Here is a 22102-nt window from a genome sequence, read left to right as displayed (position 1 = left end):
TCGTTGGTGATGCGAACGTTAACTACCAAACTATAGTAGCTACGCGTTATCATGGTTTTCCCATAACGTTTAGTGCTCAATTATGCCCACTTCTCAAAATCCCAAGTTACCCATAGACGCCCTCTATCAAGAGTTTAAATATTCTATTAAAGACAATCACTTAGTAGTTGAGTCTGATACAGGCTCAGGTAAGTCAACGCGTTTGCCGCTTTGGTGTACTGAAGCTGATGAAAGCGACAACAAGATGCGGGTGTTGGTGGTTGAGCCGCGGCGAGTGGCGTGTTTGGCGCTGGCAGACTTCGTAGGTAAATCTGCAAAGCAAGGTACTGATTATCATCATTTAAATGTTGGTCATGCGATTCGCTTTGATACTACAGTTGATGAAAACACTGATATTGCCTTTGTGACGCCGGGTATTGCGCTGCGTTGGCTGTCGATGGCGCAAGATGGAAAAGATGAAAAGGCCGGTTTAGCTTGCTTTGATACGGTGATTATTGATGAATTTCATGAGCGACGTTGGGATACCGATCTGCTATTAGCGCTGCTTAAACAACGCGCTCAACATCGTTTAGTTTTGACATCAGCAACCATTGATGGTGCAAGGCTAACCGACTATTTGTCTGATTATATTGAAGTTAGTTCAAAAAGGTTAGTGGCTAAAGGTAACATGTTTCACGTGGAACTAACGTACCAGTCAACCGATACTCAGCAGTTAGCTGATATTAATGGTATCGAGCAAAAAGTAAAAGCCGCCGTTAGCTCATTACTCAGTAAAACGGCGGGTGATATTTTGGTTTTCTTGCCGGGCAAGCGCGAAATTCAGCAGTGTTTACAGGCTTGTCAGTCGTTAACATCTTTATCCTCTTCAATTAGGCAAGCTGCTGATATTGATTTAGTGGCGCTACATGGCGGTATCTCTGCAACGGAGCAACAAGCGCTATTGGCGAGTGCCGATAAGCAGCGGGTTATTTTTGCCACCAATATCGCGGAAACCTCATTAACTATTCCTGGGGTGACGGCGGTGGTTGATTCTGGGTTGGAGCGCCGAACTCATCAACGCAATGGTCGAACGGTATTGTCGCTGGCGCGAGTATCAAGAGCCAGCAGTGAGCAACGTAAAGGTCGAGCGGGTCGAACTCAGGCGGGTTTGTGTGTGCGCTTATGGGGCGAACATGCGCCAATGGAGGCGATGACGCCGCCTGAGCTGCAGCGCGAAGAATTGGTCGAACCTATGTTGGCTGCAGCGTGCAGTGGTGCAAAGCTGGCTGATTTAGTCTTTGTCGATGCAATAAGTAGCAAGCCGTTAGCCATTGCTCATGACCGTTTGTTGGCCATGGGCGCGATAGATAGGCAAGGTAACGTCACTGACCATGGTAGAAAGCTGTTTCCATTACCTATCGATACTCAGTTTGCTCATTTGATTAGTGCTATGCCCGATATTGAGTGTACTGAACTAATGGTTGATTTGGCTGCTGCGATAAGTGTGCCGCAGCGTTTATATCAGCAACCCAGTGCTGAATATGACATTAAGTCGCTACATGATTGGGAACCTCTGGGTTGTGATGCTTTTACCTTAGTTAAGCTGATACGCGAGCCTGCGGTCGATTTTATCCATATTGAACAGCATGCGGTAAAAGAGGCGCGTAGGCTGGCTAACCAAATCCGTCAGGGGTTGGGCTTGGCTGATTTGAGTGGAGCTGCAGTATTAGATAGTAAATCTGAACCGTTACGCAGTCGCTGGTTGTTAGCGGTGATTAAAGCGTTACCAGAACTTGCTTTTATCAGGCGGATTAAGCGAGTTCAGGCACTAGGCAACGGTTTTAGTGAAGTACAGATTGGCCGAGATAGCCGTTTTAGCCCTGAGCTTAAAGACTTTTCTGGTAAGGATGCGGCTGTTGCTGCAGTGGTATTTGACCAACATTCATTGGCTGGCAAGGGTGTTAAGCAGACATTAAACCTAGCTTCGGTAATGGCGCCGATTTCGGCACAACTGCTTTATCAAGCTGGTCTTGGTGAAGATAGGTTGGCTGAAAATAAAGAGCAGGCGGCGACCCATAAAGTACTGATAGAGCGAGTCTATGCCGGCAGAGTGATAGACGCTCGGTTTGAGCAAGCATCGGGTGAGCAAGCAATAGATGCAATTAGCCGCAGTATTATCCAAGGACGTGAACTGGCGGGAGTTGCTAAGCGCTTAACTGCAGATATTGCAGCTTGGAATATCTGGTTTGCACTGGGGAAATCGGCTGAGTTTGATAGTGAAATAGATAAGCCTTTGGTACTCGATAGCTATCTCAAACAAAAGCTGATTGAGCTTGGGGTGGAGAGCTTTGAAGATTTAGCCTTAGTTGAAGCAGAAGATCTTCTGTTTGAAGGTATTCCTGATTGGCAGCGAGAAGAGTTCGACAAGCTTTATCCGGCTCAATTAGTGCTACCAGAGCTGAAGCTAACAGTGAGTTATGAGCCTAAACGAAAGCTGGTGATACTCGATTACCTAAACGGCAACCGTAAGCAGGGGCCTAAACGCTGGGAGTTGCCTCGTTGGCTGGGTTGGAAGATCCAATACCGTAAAGCCAGTCGTGTGGTGGATGTTAAGTAAGTGGCTTACATTGATTTGCGATCTAAGCCAAAAGATCGGTAGCACTAAATGCTGACTTTAACCACAGGTAATCCACTTTTACACAGGTTTAATTTTTAACTGATTTTTTTCTGAGTATAACTTATCGGGAAAGATCCATTTTTTAGTCATTTATTTTGGATCTTGATCTAGAATGTAAATTATATAACCCATGTAAAACAGTGGTTTAGGTTAGTGTCAGTTTATGGTGTTAGATCTATCCACAGATCGTGTTTGCTTGTTGATATCTCTGTTGATACTTGTGATTAACGATCTTGCTTTAATGTGAGATATGCTGAGGTTTACAGTTGGCGATCTATTTGCGATCGCGCTGTAAATTTGGGCTTACAGAGTGGAGTAAAGATGAAACTAGATCTTAATCTATGATCTAGTTTCAACAAACTAAAAGCAGTTATTACTGCTTTTAGTTGGTGACTAAGACGGATTGCTTACTTACCGATACAGAAAGAGCTGAAGATTTTTCCAAGTAGGTCATCTGAGGTAAATTTACCGGTGATTTCCGATAAAGCCAGTTGTGCCATTCTTAACTCTTCTGCGAGCAGTTCGCCTGCTTGGTAAACTTCTAGCTGCTCTCTACCTAAATCTAAGTGGCTACTGGCAAGATCGAGTGCCTCTAAATGGCGACGACGAGCGATGAAGCCACCTTCTAGGTTACTTTGATATCCCATTAATGATTTTAGGTGCTGCTGTAACGCCGCGACACCTAAACCTGTTTTGGCTGAGATACGATGCACTGGATGACCCGCTTCTTCGGTGATCTCTAAGGTTTCACCGGTGAGATCGGCTTTGTTGCGTACAACGGTAACGCCTAAGTTTTTAGGTAAGCGATCGATAAAGTCTGGCCAGATTTCGTGTGGATCAACGGCATTGGTGGTGGTGCCATCAACCATAAATAGCACTTGATCAGCGGTTTTGATCTCGTCCCACGCACGCTCAATACCTATTTTCTCAACTGTATCAGCGGTATCACGTAAACCTGCGGTATCTATTATGTGTAGTGGCATGCCATCAAGATGGATATGTTCGCGTAGAACATCGCGAGTAGTACCGGCTATTTCGGTGACAATGGCTGACTCTTTACCAGCGAGGGCGTTGAGTAGGCTTGATTTCCCGGCATTTGGACGGCCTGCAATTACAACCTTCATCCCTTCGCGAATGATAGCGCCTTGCTTAGCACTGGCTTGAACGGTATCTAGTTTAGTGATGATACGGTTGAGTGAACCAGATATTTTACCGTCAGAAAGAAAGTCTACCTCTTCATCGGGGAAATCAATGGCTGCCTCGACGTATAGACGCAAGTTAGTGACCTGTTCGACAAGTTCATGTACTTGGGTCGAGAATTCGCCTTGTAGTGAGTTTAACGCGCTTTTAGCTGCTTGCTCACTGGTAGCATCAATAAGGTCGGCAATCGCTTCTGCTTGGGTTAGGTCGAGCTTGTCGTTCATAAAGGCTTGTTCGCTGAACTCGCCGGGTTTGGCGATGCGCAGACCTTGGGTTTCCATCACGCGCTTAATTAACATATCAAGTACGATTTGACCGCCATGGCCTTGCAGTTCAAGAACGTCTTCACCGGTAAATGAATTAGGACCTTTAAAGTACAGTGCGATACCTTGGTCGATAACGCCGCCTTGTTCATCTTTAAAGTCACAGTAGTCGGCATAACGGGTTTTAGGGATGTGGCCTAGTACCGCCATAGCTACATTGCTCGCTAAATCGCCAGATACGCGAATAATACCTACACCGCCACGCCCTGGAGCGGTTGCTTGTGCCACGATAGTATCTGTTGTCATTACTGTGTTTCCTAGTTTGAATGGGTAAACGTAAAAAGTGAACTGCCTACATAGATAGCAAAAAAGCGGTCAATACTAAGTATTAAACCGCTTTTTTATTGGTTGAAGTTAAGTGCTATTTAAGCCCTTTCTTCTCCAAGCCAGCATAGATTATCTTCTGCTGGGTAATAGCGACTAAGTTACCTACCAACCAGTATAGAACCAGACCTGCTGGGAACCATAGGAAGAATACGGTAAAGATCACTGGCATCCACTGCATCATCTTGACTTGCATTGGGTCCATTGTCGGCGCCATTGGCTGCATCTTCTGCATAATAAACATCGATACACCCATCAAGATAGGCATCACATAGTATGGGTCTTGTACCGATAAATCGGTGATCCATAACATGAATGGTGCGTGACGTAGCTCGTAGCTTTCAAGCAATACCCAGTATAGTGCGATGAAGATTGGCATCTGTAGCAAGATTGGAAGACAGCCACCCATAGGGTTAACTTTCTCTTTCTTGTACAGCTCCATCATAGCTTGCCCCATCTTCTGACGGTCATCACCAAAACGCTCTTTCATATCAGCGAGTTTCGGTTGCAAGTTACGCATCTTAGCCATTGAGGTGTATTGCGCTTTAGTTAGTGGGTATAACATGCCACGAACAGTAAGCGTAATAAGGATAATAGCCACACCCCAGTTACCCACAAATGATTGATAGAACATCAATAACCAGTGAATTGGGATAGCTAACCACCAAAGGAAGCCGTAATCAACTACTAGGTTTAATGACTCAGAAAGTGCTGATAGCGCTTCTTGGTCTTTAGGACCTACATAGAATTGAGCTTTAATCGATTGTTCAGTACCTGGTGCAATATCGTAAAGTGCGCCACGGAAACCGATATTAGCTAGACCACCAGCACTGACACTTGAAAAGATAATGTTCTTATCATTTTCTGGTGGCACCCAAGCTGATACAAAGTAGTGCTGTAGCATTGCTACCCAGCCACCCAGTGTCGACTTGTTTAGGTTCTTATCTGCCATGTCATCGAAGCTGTATTTCTCATAGCGAGTATCTGCTGTTGAGAAAGCCGCACCACGATAAGTTGGCATCATCATGCTACTTTCGCTCTTTTTGATGCTGTGCTTGATCTGTCCATACATTTGGACTTGTAGCTGCGCGTCAGAGGTGTTGTTGATTTTGTAATCAACATCAACATTATGCTTGCCGCGGTAGAAGGTAAACAGCTTGGTATAAGTGACGCCATTCGCTGCCAAATAAGTTAAAGGAACCTCTAACGTATCTTGACCCGCTAGGTCATACTCGCGAGAAGCGCTATCGAAATGTGCGCGACCAGTAGTACTGCTATCAATACCATCACGACCGATTAGACCACTTTGAGCGATATAGTAGATATCGTTTGTTTGCTCGAGTAGTACAAATGGGTCATCACCATCTTGCTCAAGTTTATGAGAAAGCAATGCTGAATGAACAATGTCACCGCCAACTGGATCAATTTTAAGAACAAATTGGTCTGTAGTGACTGTGATTAATTCTTTAGATGCAGTAACAGTTTCAGGTAATGCAGAATCTGCATCAGGTACATCTGAACTGTGAGCATCAGCAACAGTAGACGGAGCTACTGAAGATTGCGTTTGAGCAACCGGTTGAGGAGCTTTATCTGCTTGCCATTGTTGCCATAGTAAAAAGCTGACAAAAAGCAGACCGATAAGCAATATATTGCGTTGAGATTCCATAGCCTATTTATCGCACCTATGTTTTTTGTGAGGGACGGGATCTTCTCCGCCCGGATGTAAAGGGTGACATTTTAATATGCGTTTCGCTGCAAACCAACACCCTTTCACAACTCCATGCAAACGAATTGCTTCTATTGCGTAATGTGAACACGTCGGATTGAACCTACAACGAGGTCCCAGCATGGGACTTATTAGTACTTGGTAGCCACGAATAATCGCAGTTGCTAGCCATTGTAACGGCGAGAGAGTTTTCGCCATAGCTTTTCTACCAATTTTTTGAGTTCTGCGTTTTCCATATCAAGCACGCCATTTCTGACAAGCACAACGATATCTACAGCGGGTAGTTCATGCTGATGCAAACGAAAATTATCTCTAATGATACGTTTGATTTTATTTCGTTGGTGAGCTTTTTTTACGTAACGCTTAGCAACAGTTAATCCTAAACGAGGATGTTGCTCAGAATTAGGAATTGCGAGTAGAGTTATTTCAGCGGAAGACGCTTTGATAGGTTTGGTAAAAACAGATTTAAATTGCGCGGGAGTTAACAGACGTAACTCCCGCGTAAAGGTATAGCTAGTCACTTGCATCTCTACTATTAAGCAGAAAGACGAGCGCGACCTTTAGCACGGCGACGTGCGATGACCTTACGGCCACCTACAGTAGCCATACGAGCGCGGAAGCCGTGAGAACGCTTGCGCTTCAGGTTGCTAGGTTGAAAAGTACGTTTACTCATTATGGCAATCCGTCTTTGTTAGGTTAATAAACCTTATTCTCTACAAAATAGAGGTAAGGGCAAAAAAGAGGCCGAATTGTAATCACTTTAACTATGTACGTCAATAAGGAATCGACTTAAGTGATTAAATAATGCCATCTTGGTTATTTCTTCGAAAGTAAAAAGCTACTATAGTTTGTGGATAACTCTGTGAGTTACCACTACATCTTGTGGTTCAGTAGATCAAAAAGCAGATCGAAGTGCGTCTATTATAGATCGATCTGGATCGCTTTATAAAGCTGGATTTGAGGGTTTCTGCTATTTTTTTGATCGTCAGCGATCGCCTAAGATCGTGATCTTATCGTTTCATTGATCTATCTGGGGATAAATATGCGTAAAGGATAGCGATCAGCGTGATCTCACTATAGAATACACCTCTTTTGTATGATCTTTTGGGGATAAGTACGTGGCGGTTTCACTTTGGCAACAATGTATCGCAAGGCTGCAAGATGAGCTTTCTGCTCAGCAATTCAGTATGTGGATAAGACCGTTACAGGCAGAAATGGAAGGCGATACGCTTGTCATTTATGCACCTAACCGTTTCGTTTTAGATTGGGTTAGAGATAAATACCTTAATATCATCAACCAGTTTTTTACTGAGCAGATGGGAGCTGATGCGCCTAATTTGCGTTTTGACATCGGTAGCCGTCCGTCAGCTAAACCTGTGGTCCAGGCTACAGCAGCGGTTAGACCTAGACCTGCTGCCAGCAAAGCGGTAGAAAGACCTACCTTTAATGCACCGCAAGCTGAACCTGCTATTACTGCCAACCATCGCAGTAATATTAACCCCACTTATCAGTTCGATAACTTCGTAGAGGGTAAGTCGAACCAGTTAGGTAAAGCAGCGGCACTGCAAGTATCAGAAAACCCTGGCGGCGCTTACAATCCACTGTTTCTTTATGGCGGTACTGGTTTGGGTAAAACCCATCTATTGCACGCTGTAGGTAATGGCATCATTAAAAACAAGCCTGATGCAAAAGTGGTTTATATGCATTCAGAGCGTTTTGTTCAGGATATGGTTAAAGCCCTGCAAAATAACGCGATCGAAGAGTTTAAGCGTTACTACCGCAGTGTCGACGCCTTGTTTATTGATGACATTCAATTCTTTGCCAACAAAGACCGATCTCAAGAAGAGTTCTTCCATACCTTTAATGCATTGTTAGAGGGTAACCACCAGATCATTTTGACCTCTGACAAATACCCAAAAGAGATCGACGGTGTTGAAGATCGTCTTAAGTCTCGCTTCGGTTGGGGTCTAACGGTTGCGATTGAGCCACCTGAGCTAGAAACCCGCGTGGCGATCTTGATGCGTAAAGCACAAGAGAGTGGCATTAACTTGCCTGATGAAGTGGCATTCTTTATTGCTAAGCGTTTACGTTCGAATGTTCGTGAGCTTGAAGGCGCATTGAATCGTGTTATTGCTAATGCCAACTTTACCGGGCGCCCGATTACTATCGATTTTGTCCGTGAAGCACTGCGTGACTTACTTGCACTGCAAGAGAAGCTGGTAACTATCGATAATATTCAAAAGACAGTGGCTGAATATTACAAGATTAAGATGGCCGATATGTTGTCAAAGCGTCGTTCACGTAGCGTGGCGCGTCCAAGACAGATGGCGATGGCATTATCAAAAGAACTTACTAACCAGAGCTTGCCAGAAATTGGCGACGCATTTGGTGGTCGTGACCATACAACTGTTTTACATGCATGTCGTAAAATTGCGCAGTTGCGTGAAGAAAGTCATGACATTAAAGAAGATTATGCTAACTTGATAAGAACCTTATCTTCTTAATATCAGGGATTTGAAACCAATGAAATTTTCTATTGATAGGGATGCCCTATTAAAGCCACTGCAGCTAGTCAGTGGCGCGGTGGAAAGACGACACAACTTGCCTATTCTGGCAAACCTCTTGGTAGAAGTAAGTGCTCACTCACTTAAGTTGACCGGTACCGATTTAGAAGTTGAACTGGTCGGTGAAGTGCAACTTGAAGGTGAAGTACTTGAAGGTCGTACAACGGTACCCGCGAAGAAATTCCTCGATATTGTTAAGTCGTTACCTGATCAGGTAGAGCTTAAAATAGAGCAACAAGAAAACCGTCTATTGTTACGTTCTGGTCGTAGCCGCTTTACCTTGGCAACTTTGCCTGCGGAAGAGTACCCGAATGTAGAAGCATTTGAAGCTGAAATCGAGTTTACCCTCAAGCAAGGCACGATGAAGTCCTTGATTGATGCGACACAGTTTTCAATGGCTAACCAAGACGTACGTTACTACCTTAATGGTTTGCTGTTAGAGACAGAAGGCAACGTTTTACGTGCTATTGCGACTGATGGTCATCGTTTGGCGTTAAGCCACCGTATGATAGAAGCATCACTGCCTGAAAAGCAGGTGATTGTGCCGCGTAAAGGTGTGCTTGAGCTTATGCGCTCATTTGAGGGTGATGATTTAGACGTCACTATAGCCATTGGTGAAAACGCAATTAGAGCGACCACCGCCACAGCAGTGTTTACCAGTAAGTTGGTTGATGGTCGTTTCCCTGATTATCGCCGCGTGTTACCAAAAGGCGGTGATAAGATTGTTATCGCCAGTCGCCAGCAACTTAAGCAGGCTTTGCTACGTGCTTCTATTCTGTCGAATGAGAAGTTCCGTGGTGTGCGTGTACAGCTAGAGAATAATCTCATTAAGATCACTGCTAATAATCCTGAGCAGGAAGAAGCGGAAGAGATCTTAGATGTTGAATACGAAAACACGCCGTTAGAGATTGGTTTTAACGTTAGCTATTTGCTTGACGTACTAAACAACCTGCCGTCTGATGATGTGCGTATTACGTTAATTGATGGCAACTCTAGCGCGCTTATCGATAACCACATAGAGCAAGACTCTATGTATGTGGTCATGCCAATGCGTTTGTAGCAGGCTGTATTACTCTGCTTTAGATACCAGATAAAGTTTCTCAGACACTCTGTCGGCTTTATCTGGTATAAATACCACCTCTTAAATTTTTGTCCCCGCAGTGTTAAAAGGTATCAATGAGTCTTAACCGCCTTCATATTGAAGCATTCCGTAATATTAGCTCGGCGCAGTTGCAGCCAGGTGAAGGGCTAAATGTTATTTATGGCCAGAACGGTAGTGGCAAGACTAGCATTTTAGAGGCGATTTACTTTTTGGGAATGGGGCGCTCTTTTCGAAGTCACTTGTCTCAGCGTGTTATCAAGAATGATACCGATGCACTGACCTTGTTTGCCAATATGGTGAGTGGCGAAGATGAGAGTAAAATTGGTCTTAGGCGTTTTAGAAGCGGCGAGATTGAAGTTAAAATTAATGGTGATAAAGTAAAGCGTCTATCAACGTTAGCTGAAACATTGCCTATTCAGGTGATCACACCAGAAAGCTTTTCGTTGCTTTTTGAGGGACCAAAATCCCGACGGCAGTTTATTGATTGGGGGGCGTTTCATTCTGACCCTCGTTTTTATGCTGCATGGGTGAATGTCCGCCGTATTTTGAAGCAAAGAAATCAGTTACTCAGAGACGAATCACCCTATAGTTCGATTCAATTTTGGGATAAAGAATTTATTCGTTATGCTGAACTGGTTACTGAGATACGAAAGCAATATGTAGACTCGTTAAATGAGCTACTTAAGGGTATAATCGAAGAGTTTTTACCTCAGGTTGATGTTAAGGTTTCTTTTACCCGAGGATGGGATAGTAAAACAGAGTATGCACAGCTGCTCGAGACGCAGTATCCCAGAGATTTAGCCACAGGCTTTACCGTCAGCGGACCTCATAAAGCGGACTTAAGATTGCGGGTGGGAACACTGCCTGCACAAGATGCTTTGTCCCGTGGACAGTTAAAATTGTTAGTCTGTGCATTGCGTATTGCACAAGGAAAGTTGCTCAAACAACAAATAGATAAAAAAAGTATTTATCTGGTGGATGATCTTCCATCGGAGTTGGATGCACAGCATAGGAAACTATTGCTGCAGCAGTTAGCAGATACCGGCGCACAAGTTTTTGTCACGGCAATTGAACCTGCAGCCATAGTTGATTCGTTAATCACGCCACCAAGTAAGATGTTCCATGTGGAACATGGGCGTGTAACGGTAATTGAATAACCGACGAGAGAATAATATGTCAGAGAATAGTTATGATTCTTCGAGTATTAAGGTTTTAAAAGGCCTTGATGCGGTACGTAAGAGACCAGGAATGTACATCGGTGATACCGATGATGGCACCGGTCTACATCACATGGTATTCGAAGTGGTCGATAACTCTATCGATGAAGCGCTAGCGGGCCACTGTAGCGACATTACTATTACCATTCACGCTGACGGTTCTGTATCGGTCACCGATGATGGCCGTGGTATTCCGGTTGAGATCCATCCTGAAGAGGGTGTGTCTGCTGCCGAAGTTATTATGACGGTACTGCATGCTGGTGGTAAGTTCGATGATAACTCTTATAAAGTATCTGGCGGCCTTCACGGTGTAGGTGTTTCAGTGGTAAACGCACTGTCTCATAAGCTGCAATTGACTATTCGTCGCGATGGTAAAGTCTATGAGCAGTTTTACGCGATGGGTGAACCTGTAGAGCCGATTAAACCGGTAGGTGATGCAACAACAACGGGTACAGTAATCCGTTTTTGGCCAAGTGAAGAAACCTTCTCTGATGTTTTGTTCCATTTCGACATCTTAGCTAAGCGTGTTCGTGAGCTGTCGTTCTTAAACTCAGGTGTGGGTATTCGCCTGACTGATGAGCGTGATAACCGCGATGAATTCTTCAAGTACGAAGGCGGTATCAGTGCATTTGTTGACTACTTAAACGTTAACAAGACACCAGTAAACAAAGAAGTGTTCCACTTTATTCAAGAGCGTGAAGACGGCATTACCGTTGAAGTGGCGATGCAGTGGAATGATGGTTTCCAAGAGAACATCTTCTGTTTTACCAACAACATCCCACAGCGCGATGGTGGTACTCACTTAGCGGGCTTCCGTGGTGCGTTAACCCGTAACTTGAACAACTACATGGAACGTGAAGGGTTCAATAAGAAAGGCAAGACCGGTGCAACCGGTGATGATGCTCGTGAAGGCTTAACTGCTGTTATTTCAGTTAAGGTTCCGGATCCTAAGTTCAGCTCACAAACTAAAGACAAGTTAGTTTCGAGCGAAGTTAAAACGGCTGTAGAGCAAACTATGGGTGAGCAGTTAGGTGATTACCTAATCGAGCATCCAAACGAAGCTAAGTTGATTGTCGGTAAGATTATCGATGCAGCTCGTGCTCGTGAAGCAGCGCGTAAAGCCCGTGAAATGACTCGTCGTAAAGGCGCTCTCGATTTAGGTGGTTTGCCAGGTAAGTTGGCCGATTGCCAAGAAAAAGACCCTGGTCTTTCTGAAATATACATAGTGGAAGGGGACTCTGCTGGCGGATCAGCCAAGCAGGGACGTAACCGTAAGAACCAAGCGATTCTGCCACTTAAAGGTAAGATCTTAAACGTTGAAAAAGCACGTTTTGACAAGATGTTATCTTCGCAAGAAGTTGCCACGCTGATTACTGCACTCGGTTGTGGTATTGGTCGTGACGAATATGATCCTGATAAGACGCGTTACCATAACATCGTCATCATGACCGATGCCGACGTCGATGGCTCGCACATTCGTACCTTGCTATTGACCTTCTTCTTCCGTCAAATGCCTGAGCTAATTGAACGTGGTTATATCTACATCGCCCAACCACCTTTGTACAAAGTTAAGAAGGGTAAGCAAGAGCAGTATCTGAAAGACGATCCTGCATTGACTGAGTACCTAACTACTCAAGCATTGGATAATGCCAACGTTTACCCAGCGCAAGGTGCACCAGGCATGTCTGGTCTACCATTAGAGCGTCTGGTTAACCAGTACCGTGAAGTAGAAGCTATTATTGAGCGTTTAGAGCAACGTTACCCAGCTAACATTACTGATTTGATGTTGTATCACCCTGCATTGACCAATGAAATGCTGAGTGACGAAGCACAAGTTAAAGTTTGGTCTGACACTTTTGTTGCTGCACTTGAAGAGAAAGAGACTGGCGGTATTTTATATAGTGCTGAGCCAGTACTCGATCCTGAGCGTCAAGTTTACCTGCCGAAGGTTACTATTCGTAAGCATGGTATTGATACTCACTTCTTGTTCACGTATGACTTCTTCCAGTCTAACGACTACGCGACAATTGTTAATTTGGGCGCTGAAATCAGTGGTCTCATTGAAGAAACTGGCTATGTTCAACGTGGTGAGCGTACTAAAGATGTTAGTAGCTTTGTTGAAGCACTAGATTGGTTAATGAGCGAGTCTAAGCGCGGTCAATATATTCAGCGTTATAAGGGATTGGGTGAGATGAACCCTGAGCAATTGTGGGAAACTACGATGGATCCTGAGTCACGCCGTATGTTGCAAGTGACGATCGAAGATGCGATTGGCGCCGATCAGCTATTCACCTGTTTGATGGGTGATCAAGTTGAGCCTCGTCGTGACTTTATTGAGTCAAATGCACTGAACGTGGCTAACCTAGACGTCTAGTTTTATTGCGAACTTTGCAAATAGTGAAATCGGCGCTTCTAGCGCCGATTTTTTGTTGTATTGCATTTCATATCTGCTTGCTAAATTTAAGCAACTGATATGTCCGGTCATGTAAAATGTTTAAGAAAGCATTCAAAAAACTGTTTAATATCAGAGATAAAGTCGTAATCGAAAAGCCAAAAAGCTTTTCAACGACAACAGAGCTTTATCAACCCTCCCAGCTAAAACTACAACCAAGTAATATTCAGTCAGAGGTTACTCAAGTTACCGCTGTAGATGTTACTTCTCTTTTCTACAGCTTGTTGTTTCCTAGTATTCAACAAAGCGGCGTGGCAAATGAATTAGAGAAAAATGTGTTTAGGCGAGTAGAAGCTGCGTTGTCTGCGCCGAAAGCCATTGCAGACAGAGTATTAAAGCTACCAACCCAGGTTGCGGCATTGGATAAACAACTGGCAGATGAGGCTAGCGATACCAAAGCCTTGCTCGCCTTGATAGAAAAAGACCCTCTACTCAGTATTGAGGTGCTAAAACTATGTAACAGCCCGTTGTTCAGACGCAGCGAAAAAGAGATCACCAGCTTGCAGCAAGCATTAGTGCAGTTGGGGCGAGAGCAGATAAGGCGTTTTGTTACGACCAGTTTACTGCGTGGCTGTATCGAAATTAAGCCTATCTATTTCCGTCGCTTTGGTTCGCAAATTTGGCGTCATTCAATGCAAGTGGCCTATTTGGCAGGTGAGTTGGTTGAAGAGGATAGCGAAAGTGCCTTTATGTTGGGATTAATCCATGACGTTGGCAAAATAGCGATCTTTAAATTGTTGTTAGAAGCGTTTAAGCAAGCAGAACCGGGTGAGCAGCCTTGTTCTAGTCTCTTTAAGCAAGTGATGACTGCTAAATCACTCAGTCTAAGCGCCTTATTGGCGCAGTATTGGGAGTTACCTGCAATATTCAAGGCAGAGCTTAGTCGGTTAGCGATTGTTGATTCTAAGCCTGCTGGTGGCCTTGCTGAAGCGGTATGGCGGGCTAACTTAATTAGTGAGTGTTCGATGTTGTTGGAAGTTGGGAAGTTACAGGAGCAGCAACTTATTCGGTTACTCACCGATACAGGTATTGATAGGGCTAGCTTTGATGAATTACACCTGAAGTTGATCCAGTTTTGATACTGGCAATAATGGTCGTCAGTTTTAAGATACAAAAAAGCCCCAAAAATTGGGGCTTTTTAATGGCTAACTGTTATCAGTCATTACTGTAGTAATGAGATATCAGCAGCATGTAAGAACTGCTCGCGTAGGCTAGAAAGTAGCGCTAGGCGGTTATTCTTTAGAGCTTCATCATCAGCCATTACCATGACATCTTCAAAGAAGGTGTCTACGCTTTCACGCAAGCTAGCGAGTAGTGCGAGTGCTTCTTGATAGTTAGCAGCAGCGAATAATGGTGCCAATTGCGGCTGTAATTCAGCTAGCTTTGCAGCAAGTGCTTTTTCAGCGGCTTCAACTAACAAGTTATCGTCGATAGTGGCGGGTAGTTCACCTTCCACTTTAGCCAAAATGTTAGACACACGCTTATTAGCAGCTGCTAGAGCTGATGCTTGTTCTAGGGTTCTGAAGTGAGCAACAGCTTTAATGCGGCTTTCAAAATCTGCTGGCGCCGTTGGACGACGAGCGAGTACGGCTAGAATCACATCTACACCAACACCTTGATCTTGGTACCATGCACGGAAGCGACCCATAAAGAACTCTAGTACCTGCTCCGGAGTCTTGTCGTTAGTGAGGTTTTCGCCATGTAGCGCTTGTGCTTGAGCAATCAAATCGACTAGATCAAGTGGTAAGTTATTTTCTAAACAGATACGCAACACACCAATCGCTGCACGGCGCAGTGCGAATGGATCAGCAGCACCTTTAGGTGCTTGGCCAATACCAAAAATACCCACGAGTGTGTCGAGCTTTTCAGCCAACGCGACACAGATAGATACTGCTGCAGTCGGTACTGTATCGCCTGAGAACTTAGGTTTGTATTGCTCAGCTAGTGCAACCGCTACCGCTTCTGTTTCACCATTTAGGCGTGCGTAATGCATGCCCATAGTGCCTTGAAGATCGGTAAACTCCATTACCATGTTAGTCATCAAATCAGACTTAGACAGTAGACCTGCACGAGCCGCTTCTTCACTATTAGCACCGATGCTGGTGGCAATATATGCAGCCAAGGTAGAGATACGTTCAACGCGTTGCTTGATCGTGCCAAGCTGCTTTTGGAACACAACGGTTTCTAAACTGCTAAGGCGTGACTCAAGCGAGTTTTTCTTATCTGTTTCGAAGAAGAACTCTGCATCGGCAAGGCGAGGGCGAACCACTTTTTCGTTGCCAGAAATAATCTGTTGCGGATCTTTCGATTCAATATTGGTAACAAAGATGAAGTTCGGTAGTAGCTGACCCGCATCATCAAATACTGGGAAGTATTTTTGATCGCCTTTCATGGTATAAACCAAGGCTTCTGCTGGTACATCGAGGAACTTTTCTTCGAAACTCGCCGTTAATACAACTGGCCATTCGACGAGTGAAGTCACCTCTTCAAGCAGGTCATCTTCTAGATCGGCGACACCACCAATTTTAGCCGCAGCAGCTTCTGCATCAGCTTTAATCTGCGCTTTACGCACGGCATAATCGGCTTCAACTTTGCCTTGTTCTTTCAGTGCAGATAGATAGTTGTCTGCATGATCGAGTTCGAAACTAGGCTTACCCATAAAGCGGTGACCACGGATGATGCGATCAGACTTAATGCCTAATAGTTCACCTTCAACCACTTCACTGCCTAATAGCATAGTCACTGTATGTACTGGACGGATAAACTGGGTGGAGTTGTTACCCCAACGCATTGGTTTAGGGATTGGTAATTTGTCTAGTGAGCGCTGCGCCATTGCCGCAATCAAGCTCTTAGTTTCAACACCAACCACTTTCGCTTGGTGCAGTAACCATTCACCTTTATCAGTCTTAAGGCGATCAGCTTGCTCAACGGTTATACCATTTCCACGTGCCCAGCCCATGGCTGCTTTTGTTGGGTTACCGTCAGCATCAAAAGCTTGCGCTACTGCTGGACCACGTTTTTCAACGACCTTGTCTGCTTGAGCAAGCGCAAGTTGGTTGATGTTTATCGCTAGGCGACGCGGTGCCGCGTGCCAGACTGCTGATTCAAAGCTAAGTTCTGCTTTTTTCAGTTCATCAGTAAAGTTGCTAAGAAAAGACTCAGCTAATTTACGTAGTGACTTTGGTGGCAGTTCTTCTGTACCGACTTCAATCAGTAAGTTTTCAAAATTCATCAGTTAATCCTCTACTTACCGATAGGGAAGCCAAGTGCTTCACGAGATTGATAGTAAGCTTCAGCAACGCCTTTAGCCATGGTGCGAACGCGTAGAATATAACGCTGGCGTTCAGTAACAGAGATTGCGTGGCGAGCATCAAGTAGGTTGAATGCATGCGAGGCTTTCATTACCTGCTCATAAGCTGGTAAGGCGAGAGGTTTTTCTAATGTGAGCAGGTGCTGGCATGCAACTTCACAGTCATCGAAGGCTCTAAATAAGACTTCAACATTGGCATGTTCAAAGTTATAAGCTGATTGCTCAACTTCATTTTGATGGAAAATATCACCATACATCACTTTGCCCATTGGGCCGTCTGTCCATACTAAGTCATAGACGTTATCTACTTCTTGAATGTACATAGCAAGGCGTTCAAGACCGTATGTGATCTCACCAGTGACGGGCTTACACTCTAGTCCACCCACTTGCTGGAAGTAAGTAAATTGCGATACTTCCATGCCGTTTAACCATACTTCCCAACCTAGACCCCACGCACCTAAAGTCGGTGATTCCCAGTTGTCTTCAACAAAGCGAACATCATGGATGTTCATGTCGATGCCTGCGGCTTCTAACGATCCAAGGTATAGCTCTTGGATACTATCTGGTGAAGGCTTTAGCACGACTTGGTACTGATAAAAGTGCTGTAGACGGTTTGGGTTGTCACCGTAGCGGCCATCGGTAGGACGACGACTTGGTTGTACATAGGCACAACTCATCGGCTCTGGGCCTAGCGCTCTTAGGAAAGTCATAGGGTGGAATGTGCCAGCGCCTACTTCCATATCTAATGGTTGAACAATTGCGCAACCTTGCTGCGCCCAGTATTCCTGTAGGGTCATAATAAAACCCTGGAATGTTTTTACGTCGTGTTTGGTCGTCATATCCGCTTGTCTACTGCCTGGAAGCCTAAATAGAAAATGGTTTCGATTATACCTTGTAGAATAGCGCTTATGTAGGTTATTTTTTATCTGGTTGGTTAAAATTATAGGATTTGTACTATGGAAGTAATACGTTGTGCTTGGGTGGGGAATGATCCTATCTACCAGGAGTACCATGACCAAGTATGGGGTAGACCGGTATTTGACAGCCAAGAGCTGTTTGAGAAGCTCTGTCTCGATGGTCAGCAAGCCGGTTTGTCTTGGATTACTATCCTGAAAAAGCAGCAAAACTATCAGGCCGCTTTCGCTAATTTCAACCCTGATATTATCGCTACATTCGACGCTGATAAAGTTGAGGAACTACTGCTCAACCCTGGCATTGTTCGCAACCGTTTGAAGGTTAATTCAATTATAAGAAATGCTAAGGCATATATAGCATTCGTAGAGCAGGGTAATGATTTTTCTAACTTTTTATGGGAATTTGTTGATGGCAAGCCTAAAGTGAATCATCCTCAGTCGATGACAGAAGTGCCAGTACAAACTCCCGAGTCAGAAGCAATGTCGAAAGCACTTAAAAAGCTTGGTTTTAACTTTGTCGGACCGACTATTTGTTACGCTTTCATGCAAGCGGTTGGTATGGTCAATGACCACACCACAGATTGCTTTTGCCATCGCTCGCAAAGCTAAGATCAGGTGCTGCGCTGTAATAGAGAATGGAACTAGGTTTAGAAAAGTTTGGTGTTCGTTTTTAGGAAGCACAATGACAGTGAAGCCAGAGCATTATCATTTTTGTAGGTTGGGCTTTAGCCATCGATTAAGGTTTATGCTAGAAGTTAAAGTTTCTAATACTCGAGTCTAGAATTTAGCTGCAATAATATTAGGAATAAAAAAGGATGTTCCACGTGGAACATCCTTTTTGTTTTTTGTTAGAGATCAGTTTTTATTCATTTTTAGAACAAAAAATAATTTTCCTAAAATATTAAAACCTGAGTAAAGTTAGCCAGATTTAAAATTAAAAAACGATATTATTTTTCAAAAAAGAATGGTTTTCTCTCTTTACCGCGATTTTTGTTGCCGCCATTTAGTTGGTCCATCGTTTCAGCGTTATAAAGTTTGCCATTGACCATAGTGTAAGTCACGCGATCTGTTACTCGAATATCTTCAAGTGGATTGCCATCAATTACAATTAAGTCAGCTAGCTTACCCTGTTTGATTGAACCAATTTGATGATCCATCGCAAAATGTTTGGCTGGGTTAATCGTCGCTGTTTTAAGTACTTCAAGGTTACTCATACCACCTTGGGCAAACATCCACATTTCCCAGTGAGCCGCTAAACCTTCTCGTTGACCATGAGCACCGATGTTTGGCTTAATGCCAATGTCGTTCAGTTCATTGGCAACGCGGGCAACATTGAAATGGTTGTAATGCTCATCCGGTGCAGTGGGGCGACGCATTGAGCGTGCATCTAGAATATCTGATGGTACATACATAGATAGACGGGGATGAGCCCAAACATCTGTTTTGTCGTACCAGTAGTTTTCACCTGAAATACCACCGTAAGCCACAACCAGAGTCGGGGTGTAGCCAACTTCTGTTTGTCCCCAGAACTGCTTAATATCGCTATAGATATTCGCCGCAGGTAATGAGTGCTCTATACCGGTGTGACCATCAGCAATCATGGTGAGATTGTGCTGCAGTAAACTGCCACCCTCTGGAACAACCATCATTTCAAGCTCTCGCGCTGCAGCAATCACTTGTTGACGTTGGTTACGGCGTGGTTGGTTGTAACTCTTAACGCTGAAGGCTCCCACTTTCTTTAATCGCTCTAGGTGGAACTTAGCATCATCCAGCGAGTCGATATGCGAGGTGTAGCCTGGAGCGTTCGCTCCATACAAAATTGTACCGGTTGAGAAGATACGTGGGCCGGCGATGTTACCTGCTTTTTGCTGCTCAGAGGCTGCAAAAATTTCAGTGGTATCATTTGATGGATCATGAATGGCGGTAACGCCAAGTGACAGGTTAGAGTAAAGCTCCCAGTTTTGCTGAGGGATGATTTCATTTTCACCTTGTGCGCCATGGGCGTGAGCATCGAATAAGCCTGGCATCAGTGTTTTGCCTTTAATATCGATAACCTTTGCATCACTTGGAATATCAATGACAGATGATGAGCCTACACTCACAATGTGATTATCTTTGACAATAACGGTGCCGTTTTCGATGACTTGGTCATTTTCCATGGTAATGATATTGCCACCAACAAAAGCTATTGTTCCACGTGGAACATCTGCTTTTTTAGTGAAGCCTAGGTCGGTAATTGTTGGCTCGACTTTATCATCTTCAGCTTGTTCGCCATATTGGGTATCAACGCTAACTTGGTAAAGTTCTGGACCTAGCGTCCAATAAAGCTGGTCATTATTACTGTTCCAGCTAATACTTTCACCGGCTCGAACACTTAGCTGAGTAACCGGTAAGTTACTTGCTTTCGGACCAATCTGAACCGTTTCACCATGCTTGGCAAACGGAGTTACAAAGACTTTAAAGCGCTCAGCAAAGGCTAGCTGTTTACCATCAGGTGATACTCTAAATTCGGTTGCATGCTTACTGGTGTAATGCACACGCTTTTCGAAACCGTTTAAACCTATAGATGATAGCTGTGGTGTTTCGCCACTTTCCATGAAGTAAACGCGCTCATTATCTGCACCAAACTGTGGTTGGTAGCCAGAGGCGGTGATCTTAGTGTTGTTATCACCGTCAACATCTACTTGGTATAAACCTGTTTCTTGTGACCAGGTCCGAGGGGTGATATTACCACCTTTAGCTTTGCGGTAGACAATAGTTTCACCGTCTGGGGAGAAGGTGGGTTCTACGTATTTACCAGGCTCATTAGTTAACACCTTTACACGCTTATTACGCACGGTCGCTAAGCTAACAGTACCCTGTTGTTGATCATCCCAAGTGGTGAATACTACCTTTTTGCCGTCGCGTGACCATTGAGGAAATAGTTCTCTAAGTTCACTATCAAGCTTGGTGAGTCGTGTCATCTTGCCGTCAGGTAAACTCTTAAGCCAGATTTTACCTAGTGCTTCAAATGCCACTTTTTTGCCGTCTGGTGAGACTTGCGCCATGCGCAGCATTTTTACATTAAACACATCTTTATCGAGATCTTGCTGGAAGCGAACTGCAGGTTGGACTGCTCGATCAGCTTTAACACTGAATGGTATTTGTGCCACTGACTTTGAGTCGACATCAAGTTTGTTTATTTTACCATTAGCCCAAAATACGATTTCATCATTATCAGCTGTCCAACTCATGGTCGGGTAAACGCCGTGGATTGCCCATGTTTCCTGCATGTCGCGGTCAAGCTCACCATATAGTTTCTCGGTTTTACCTGATTTGAGATCTAACAAATATAGTGAAGACTGAAAACCATCGCGCTTGATATAAGCCAGTTTCTTTCCATCTGGGCTTGGTGTGGGTCTAATTGCACCGCCGGTACCTTGGATCAGCACTTCGATATCACCAGTTTGGGTATCGTAACGCTTGATCTTGTAAATACCTTTTACCGAGTCTTTTGAGTAATGGAAGGTTTTACCTGGTGTGGCATCTTGGCTGAAGTAGATGTAACGACCATCTGGGGAGTAGGCTGGTTCACCTAAGTCTTTCTGTTCATTTGGTCGTTCGGTTAGTTTTACCCCTTCACCACCGGCAACGTGGTACATCCAAACCTCGCCTGCGCCTAAACTGCGGCTACCGGTATAATGTTTGCGAGCTACTAGGTATTGCCCATCAGGGCTCCATGCCGGGCTGTTGAGTAAGCGAAAAGTTTCAGTGGTCACAGGGCGTGGGTTGCTGCCATCAGCCTCCATGATCCAAATGTTATCGCCGCCGTCTTCATCAGAGGTAAAAGCAATGTATTTTCCGTCTGGGCTATATACCGGCTGCATCTGCCAAGCGATGCCTTGAGCCAGTGGCTTTGCTTCACCGCCATCTGTAGAGATCTGATAGATATCTCCAAGCAAATCGAACACTATATGTTTGCCATTAGGGCTAACACTGACGTTCATCCATGTGCCTTCTGTGACATCAATTTTGACTTGTTGCAGCGGTGCATTAGCCGGGGCATTTACCTGCCAAGCTTTGCTGTCTTCTTCGGCTAAGCTGGGAATGCTGATGCTTAGCGCGATGGCTGCATATAGTGGGGTGAGCTTATTTTTTAACATGCTTTTCCTATATTTTTTTTGTAGTTGTTCAGGAGTGACAATAATAGATTTAGTACAATGCAAATTTCGGTAACAGTTATCGCACAGATCCGTTAACAGTAAAACATAAATTCTGTTTCAATTGGTTAAAGGTAAGAGTAAGCAATCTAAAGATATAGGGCGTTGGCAAGAT

At 44.4% G+C, this 22102-nt stretch carries 15 protein-coding genes; 7 read left to right on the top strand and 8 right to left on the bottom strand.

Annotation, left to right across the window (positions count from 1 at the left end; genetic code table 11):
• The first annotated feature begins 82 nt into the window (after positions 1-82).
• On the top strand, positions 83-2596 hold the full coding sequence (locus AB4135_RS17735; RefSeq protein ID WP_371994789.1) for a helicase-related protein: 2514 nt from the start codon (positions 83-85) through the stop codon (positions 2594-2596).
• A 467-nt stretch (positions 2597-3063) separates the two neighbouring features.
• Here the strand turns inward: AB4135_RS17735 and mnmE are convergent, their stop codons facing one another.
• From mnmE to rpmH, 5 genes are all read right to left on the bottom strand, one after another.
• Positions 3064-4425 (bottom strand): tRNA uridine-5-carboxymethylaminomethyl(34) synthesis GTPase MnmE, encoded by a 1362-nt coding sequence (gene mnmE, locus AB4135_RS17730; protein ID WP_371994788.1) that lies wholly within the window; start codon positions 4423-4425, stop codon positions 3064-3066.
• Positions 4426-4540: 115 nt separating this feature from the next.
• Positions 4541-6169 (bottom strand): membrane protein insertase YidC, encoded by a 1629-nt coding sequence (yidC, locus tag AB4135_RS17725; protein ID WP_371994787.1) that lies wholly within the window; start codon positions 6167-6169, stop codon positions 4541-4543.
• A gap of 3 nt (positions 6170-6172) precedes the next feature.
• Positions 6173-6427: a membrane protein insertion efficiency factor YidD gene (yidD, locus tag AB4135_RS17720; RefSeq protein ID WP_079891898.1), complete on the bottom strand. Its 255-nt coding sequence runs from the start codon at positions 6425-6427 to the stop codon at positions 6173-6175.
• The gene (gene rnpA / locus AB4135_RS17715; RefSeq protein WP_220737756.1) at positions 6394-6750 is read right to left on the bottom strand and encodes a ribonuclease P protein component; all 357 of its coding nucleotides are present in this window, start codon (positions 6748-6750) and stop codon (positions 6394-6396) included. Before rnpA ends, yidD begins: the two co-directional genes overlap by 34 nt.
• Positions 6751-6764: 14 nt before the next feature.
• The gene (gene rpmH, locus AB4135_RS17710) at positions 6765-6902 is read right to left on the bottom strand and encodes a 50S ribosomal protein L34 (protein ID WP_011867659.1); all 138 of its coding nucleotides are present in this window, start codon (positions 6900-6902) and stop codon (positions 6765-6767) included.
• A gap of 445 nt (positions 6903-7347) precedes the next feature.
• Here rpmH and dnaA point away from each other — a divergent pair, with 445 nt between their 5' ends.
• The 5 genes from dnaA to AB4135_RS17685 all read left to right on the top strand — a co-directional run bounded on the left by dnaA (position 7348) and on the right by AB4135_RS17685 (position 14643).
• Positions 7348-8733 (top strand): chromosomal replication initiator protein DnaA, encoded by a 1386-nt coding sequence (gene dnaA, locus AB4135_RS17705; protein WP_371994786.1) that lies wholly within the window; start codon positions 7348-7350, stop codon positions 8731-8733.
• Between the two features lie 19 nt (positions 8734-8752).
• Positions 8753-9853 (top strand): DNA polymerase III subunit beta, encoded by a 1101-nt coding sequence (dnaN, locus tag AB4135_RS17700; RefSeq protein WP_371994785.1) that lies wholly within the window; start codon positions 8753-8755, stop codon positions 9851-9853.
• 116 nt (positions 9854-9969) lie between these two features.
• Positions 9970-11052 carry a DNA replication/repair protein RecF gene (gene recF, locus AB4135_RS17695; protein ID WP_371994784.1) on the top strand — a complete coding sequence of 361 codons (1083 nt, stop codon included), beginning with the start codon at positions 9970-9972 and terminating at the stop codon, positions 11050-11052.
• A 16-nt stretch (positions 11053-11068) separates the two neighbouring features.
• A complete protein-coding gene (gyrB, locus tag AB4135_RS17690) occupies positions 11069-13486 on the top strand; it encodes a DNA topoisomerase (ATP-hydrolyzing) subunit B (RefSeq protein ID WP_371994783.1) in 2418 nt (805 codons plus the stop codon).
• 116 nt (positions 13487-13602) lie between these two features.
• Positions 13603-14643 carry an HDOD domain-containing protein gene (locus AB4135_RS17685; protein ID WP_371994782.1) on the top strand — a complete coding sequence of 347 codons (1041 nt, stop codon included), beginning with the start codon at positions 13603-13605 and terminating at the stop codon, positions 14641-14643.
• A gap of 83 nt (positions 14644-14726) precedes the next feature.
• Here AB4135_RS17685 and glyS read toward each other — a convergent pair whose 3' ends face one another.
• Together glyS and glyQ are read right to left on the bottom strand one after the other, a co-directional pair.
• The gene (gene glyS, locus AB4135_RS17680; protein ID WP_371994781.1) at positions 14727-16796 is read right to left on the bottom strand and encodes a glycine--tRNA ligase subunit beta; all 2070 of its coding nucleotides are present in this window, start codon (positions 16794-16796) and stop codon (positions 14727-14729) included.
• A gap of 11 nt (positions 16797-16807) precedes the next feature.
• Positions 16808-17713 (bottom strand): glycine--tRNA ligase subunit alpha, encoded by a 906-nt coding sequence (glyQ, locus tag AB4135_RS17675; RefSeq protein WP_371994780.1) that lies wholly within the window; start codon positions 17711-17713, stop codon positions 16808-16810.
• A 117-nt stretch (positions 17714-17830) separates the two neighbouring features.
• On the opposite strand from glyQ, the gene AB4135_RS17670 reads away from it, so the two are divergent.
• On the top strand, positions 17831-18397 hold the full coding sequence (locus AB4135_RS17670) for a DNA-3-methyladenine glycosylase I (RefSeq protein ID WP_371994779.1): 567 nt from the start codon (positions 17831-17833) through the stop codon (positions 18395-18397).
• Between the two features lie 338 nt (positions 18398-18735).
• On the opposite strand, the gene AB4135_RS17665 is transcribed toward AB4135_RS17670, so the two are convergent.
• On the bottom strand, positions 18736-21930 hold the full coding sequence (locus AB4135_RS17665; RefSeq protein WP_371994778.1) for an amidohydrolase family protein: 3195 nt from the start codon (positions 21928-21930) through the stop codon (positions 18736-18738).
• Between the last annotated feature and the right edge of the window lie 172 nt (positions 21931-22102).

This window comes from Shewanella sp. 10N.286.54.B9, assembly GCF_041468565.1.
Taxonomy (GTDB): domain Bacteria; phylum Pseudomonadota; class Gammaproteobacteria; order Enterobacterales; family Shewanellaceae; genus Shewanella.
This window is presented reverse-complemented; position numbering and strand designations above follow the sequence as displayed.

Bases quoted from the DNA above. Each gene is read 5' to 3' on its own strand.
- recF (WP_371994784.1), top strand. From the start codon at position 9,970: ATGAGTCTTAACCGCCTTCATATTGAAGCATTCCGTAATATTAGCTCG.
- rpmH (WP_011867659.1), bottom strand. From the start codon at position 6,902: ATGAGTAAACGTACTTTTCAACCTAGCAACCTGAAGCGCAAGCGTTCT.
- glyS (WP_371994781.1), bottom strand. From the start codon at position 16,796: ATGAATTTTGAAAACTTACTGATTGAAGTCGGTACAGAAGAACTGCCA.
- gyrB (WP_371994783.1), top strand. From the start codon at position 11,069: ATGTCAGAGAATAGTTATGATTCTTCGAGTATTAAGGTTTTAAAAGGC.
- AB4135_RS17685 (WP_371994782.1), top strand. From the start codon at position 13,603: ATGTTTAAGAAAGCATTCAAAAAACTGTTTAATATCAGAGATAAAGTC.
- AB4135_RS17665 (WP_371994778.1), bottom strand. From the start codon at position 21,930: ATGTTAAAAAATAAGCTCACCCCACTATATGCAGCCATCGCGCTAAGC.
- yidD (WP_079891898.1), bottom strand. From the start codon at position 6,427: ATGGCGAAAACTCTCTCGCCGTTACAATGGCTAGCAACTGCGATTATT.
- AB4135_RS17670 (WP_371994779.1), top strand. From the start codon at position 17,831: ATGGAAGTAATACGTTGTGCTTGGGTGGGGAATGATCCTATCTACCAG.
- dnaN (WP_371994785.1), top strand. From the start codon at position 8,753: ATGAAATTTTCTATTGATAGGGATGCCCTATTAAAGCCACTGCAGCTA.
- yidC (WP_371994787.1), bottom strand. From the start codon at position 6,169: ATGGAATCTCAACGCAATATATTGCTTATCGGTCTGCTTTTTGTCAGC.
- AB4135_RS17735 (WP_371994789.1), top strand. From the start codon at position 83: ATGCCCACTTCTCAAAATCCCAAGTTACCCATAGACGCCCTCTATCAA.
- glyQ (WP_371994780.1), bottom strand. From the start codon at position 17,713: ATGACGACCAAACACGACGTAAAAACATTCCAGGGTTTTATTATGACC.
- mnmE (WP_371994788.1), bottom strand. From the start codon at position 4,425: ATGACAACAGATACTATCGTGGCACAAGCAACCGCTCCAGGGCGTGGC.